Origin of the sequence: Vibrio sp. L85, assembly GCF_963871815.1 — a bacterium.
Lineage (GTDB): Bacteria > Pseudomonadota > Gammaproteobacteria > Enterobacterales > Vibrionaceae > Vibrio > Vibrio harveyi.
In genome coordinates this window covers 1-3856 of sequence record NZ_CAWMYL010000248.1, presented here as the reverse complement: position 1 = coordinate 3856, position 3856 = coordinate 1, and the positions used below count along the sequence as shown (strand labels likewise).

The window sequence follows — 3856 nt, the reverse complement described above, 5'->3', positions numbered from 1 at the left end:
CATTTCTAAATGGGTCAAACCGGACATTACTATCGGGGGCGTACACCTAAGGTGCGGATTCTACACTTAATGTGACATTTCTAAGTTGGAGGAATGTGACATCTTAAACCTGCGCTGACAGGGGCGTACATTTCTAGATTCGCATTACGGATCATATGTTAAATTGACAAATTTGATGCCACTTTTAGGCTCCATGGACGGCAAACGCAATAGACGGTCTGAAAGTGGCATCTTCCTCTCCCCAAAACGCCCAGAATTATTCTGAAAGTTAATTACAGTTTTCGTCCAAATGTTAAGTACTTGTGATGCGCTTTTATTTTGCCTCGATTTTGCCCTCTAATCCTTAAAACGATCACTTTCCTCCTGAATTACTATTACGTCAGGACAATAACGAGGTTGCCCTTTGCTGACTGCTATCGCAGCTACAGGGTGATTACCACTTTAAAAAGTCAAATTTACTAGTGATTTCAGCGGTTCTTGAAAAAGTATGCAGACCATCACATAAGCAGTAATGACTCAGTTTTTCCAAATCTGTATAAACCTAGTTTTACCCTCCAATAGGACAACAACGAAATGGCAAAGCTAGGCGTATGTGATATTAACAACCTAAAACTTAGCGAAAAGAGCAGGCGTGCCGTCGCCGACATCAAAGGTATTATGGAGTCTGGCAACTTACTTAATGGCGCGTTAGCTTCTACTCCTTTCTATAATATTTTCGGAACTCCAAGCGTCACTACTAGCGCTTTTGAGAAGTTTGTGACCATCAGAGAATATGATTGGGAAACGTTTGGTGGGGCAATGCTGGGTGCATCGCAATTTACACGGAATAAAATATTCAACATTGCATATGAACAGGAGATTTACACGTATGGTGAAGAGCGGAAGTTTTGGAATTGCGTTAGTGAAGTATCCAAGTAAAGCGATCGCGTTAAGTCTTCTTTTGTTTGGCTGTTCTTCTGCTTTAGATAGTGGTACGGCGGAAAAGCAGTGGCAAGAAAGGTTTGATTACTGCGAAGGGGTTGCGAATGAAAACAGAATGGCGATCCCTAGCTCGTTATGGTTTGACTCATTAAACAATGATGATAAAAAGACGACGATTGGATATCTCGCTAATTATACCGATAGGCAATGCATGAAAGACGCAACAGCTAAACTAAAAAAAGCGTTGATGGCAGAGGGCAATCTAGAAAAGCTAAATTACTATTCAGTCGATTTAACTCCGCTTGAGGAACTGGCTTCGGATAGAGTCCAACATTTAGACAAAAAAGAACTGACCCAGCTAGCAGAGAGGATCAAGCAGCCTTTTAATTTGCGCTACGCCTTACAAGACAAAGGGTTGTATCCAGCTATGTAGTGAAGCGAAATATGGGTGCTCGTTGGCCTGTATCTTCACAATACTGAATCAGGGAGAAGGCTCCTGTAACCTTCTCCCCGTCCAGCTTACTGTCGGATAGATGACACTTGTTACCAAGTGTCATCCTCCTAAGAACCGTACGTGCAACTTTCACTGCATACGGCTCAAGCCTCAGCAAAAGCATCTTTCGATACCCAGCAACTTATAAAGGAGCTAAGACAGGAGCAAGCCAAGTGTTGCGGCATATCCTAACCTGTTTTCGCTTATGGAAGTAAGCTTTATATTCAGGATCGTAAGGAGTTGCTGCACTTTTGACTTTTATATGCCGTTCGATCGGCATTTGGGCAGTTCTAACTAGATTGACTTGGCAGTCCATTCCTAGATTCTTCGTCCAGCCATGAAATTGCCATTGCCCTTTACGGTTTAGAAAATATTTCTGTGCGATCCATCTTCTACCTTTGTTAGGGTGACGCCTTATTGCCCATCGCCATAACGCTAGATAAACTTGATTGTCTACATAAGAAAAAGTTCGTTTTGCTACACAGTGGCGATAATAGTTCGCCCAGCCTCGTAGTTTTGGGTTCAACATCCTGATTAGGTCGTTGACCGGTATATTCGAGTGTTTTCTCACAAGATCTCTTACGTTACTCAGATATTGCAAGACTGCGGATTTGCTTGGTTTTATGAGTAATTTACCGTTGTACTTCCTAATATTAAAGCCTAGGAAATCAAATCCGTCTTGAATATGAGTAACATGTGTTTTCTCATCAGAGAGTGTCAGCCCTCGAACTTTTAGAAAGTCAGCTATCAGGGGTTTAACTACATTGTTGAGAACTTCTCTCGAGCTACCAGTGATGACAAAATCATCTGCGTATCCAATGAAATTAACTCTACAACCTGTTTTACGAATTGTGGATTTTATGTGCTGCTCTAATCCAGCCAAAGTAAGTAACATCAACGTTGGTGAAATAATACCACCTTGTGGTGTTCCCTCTTCTGTCTGGTAAAACAGCCCCTTATCCATAAATCCACAGTCAAGCCATTGCCTCAACATTTTCGTATCTATAGGAATGTTCTGGAGTAGCCATTGATGACCTATCTTGTCAAAACACGCCTGTATATCCCCTTCAAGAATCCATTGAGCTGCATTTTTCTTACATAAGCATTTAAAACATTGTGCTACCGCATCAGCAGTACTGCGCTTAGGTCGAAAACCATAACTGTTTGGGTCGGCAATCGATTCAGACACTGGCTCCAAAGCTAGCAAGTAGAGCGCTTGCTGTGCTCTATCGAGCATACAAGGGATTCCTAATGGTCTATGCTTACCATTCTTTTTGGGGATGTAGATACGTCGGAGAGGTTTAGCTTTATAAGCTTTTCGTGTTAGTTGTCGTGTTGCTTTCATTCGACGAGCATTTGTATCCCAGAGAACTCCGTCAATGCCTGGCGTTTTACTACCTTTATTTTGAGACACGCGCTTAACAGCCAGTAATTTAGCTGAACGCGAGTGGGTGAGTATCCATTGCAAAGATTTTACTTTACCATGCTTACCTTCCCGAGTTGCCTTTGCAATACGCATTTGAAGCTTTAAAACCTGCGTTTCAACGGTTTTCCAGTCAATTGACTGCCATTGCTCGCTGTCAGAGGAGGCACTAATTTCTTTTGAAATCACCATTTGCGTTTCCTCTTGAATAAAGTTCTTCAGATTATCTTGCAACGAGAGACCAGTTGGAAGTGGGCTCACTTTCGTGCCAAACATCAGTTTGTATTCACATCATTACAATGTGACATTTGCTTTCTCCAACCTCCTATACCTGCACCACCATCGGTTATCCTCACGAATAACTTTCCCTTGCGGGAGTAATACAGGCTTACCGTGTTCCGTATATTGTGCAATATTGGTTTAGACGCCTACTATAATGCGAGGGGTTATTGATCACGAAAGAGCATAGTGAAATATCTTTCCACCCCCTATGCCTTTTGGCTACAGCGTGTTAACCACTTCCGCTGCTCGAAACATCACGCACCTTACGTAGATTCACATGTGTTCGTCATGCCAATTCCCTAGCGCTCACCCAATTTGTGGTTATTAGGAGGGTTGTCGTCTCACGATTCTTACCCCGTTAGATTACGCTCTAACTTTGCTACGTTGTCAGACTCGCTTCTTTATTCAGAGTCCTAGGGTCATCTGGTGATACAGATGGTTCACTCTTGAGTTGGTGAACAGCACTTTATACGACCTCACGTCGCACTCACCATAGTTTCGTAGACAACGAAGCGTGCCAGAAAGTCGGTGTGTTCATCCTTGTAACGCACCTCACAAAGTGAGTCGCGGACAAGCCATAGTCCCACCAACACAGTGATACAAATCACTACTAATCCCGCTAAGGCGGTTTTACTTTTTGGCATTTTTCATTGCCTCCTACGGTGAAGAGGCTATAATCAGAACTGTTCAGATTCATGACTTGGCCTCGTTGGTTAATAACATTAACTTTCGGGGCT

The 3856-nt window shown here is 42.7% G+C and carries 4 protein-coding genes; 2 read left to right on the top strand and 2 right to left on the bottom strand.

The features are described from left to right. The first annotated feature begins 573 nt into the window (after window positions 1-573). Both AACR11_RS28060 and AACR11_RS28055 read left to right on the top strand, forming a co-directional pair. On the top strand, window positions 574-918 hold the full coding sequence (locus tag AACR11_RS28060; RefSeq protein ID WP_017818201.1) for a hypothetical protein: 345 nt from the start codon (window positions 574-576) through the stop codon (window positions 916-918). Further along, on the top strand, window positions 902-1354 hold the full coding sequence (locus AACR11_RS28055; RefSeq protein WP_017818202.1) for a hypothetical protein: 453 nt from the start codon (window positions 902-904) through the stop codon (window positions 1352-1354). The genes AACR11_RS28060 and AACR11_RS28055 overlap by 17 nt, the downstream gene beginning before the upstream one ends. Before the next feature lie 202 nt (window positions 1355-1556). Here the strand turns inward: AACR11_RS28055 and ltrA are convergent, their stop codons facing one another. Beyond that, the gene (ltrA, locus tag AACR11_RS28050; protein ID WP_033002774.1) at window positions 1557-3029 is read right to left on the bottom strand and encodes a group II intron reverse transcriptase/maturase; all 1473 of its coding nucleotides are present in this window, start codon (window positions 3027-3029) and stop codon (window positions 1557-1559) included. Window positions 3030-3595: 566 nt separating this feature from the next. Continuing rightward, complete coding sequence (locus tag AACR11_RS28045; protein ID WP_017818204.1) at window positions 3596-3763, bottom strand: Hok/Gef family protein; 168 nt, start codon at window positions 3761-3763, stop codon at window positions 3596-3598. Between the last annotated feature and the right edge of the window lie 93 nt (window positions 3764-3856).

Excerpts from the sequence above, each read along its gene's own strand:
- AACR11_RS28060 (WP_017818201.1), top strand. The coding sequence starts at position 574 with ATGGCAAAGCTAGGCGTATGTGATATTAACAACCTAAAACTTAGCGAA.
- ltrA (WP_033002774.1), bottom strand. The coding sequence starts at position 3,029 with ATGGTGATTTCAAAAGAAATTAGTGCCTCCTCTGACAGCGAGCAATGG.
- AACR11_RS28045 (WP_017818204.1), bottom strand. The coding sequence starts at position 3,763 with ATGCCAAAAAGTAAAACCGCCTTAGCGGGATTAGTAGTGATTTGTATC.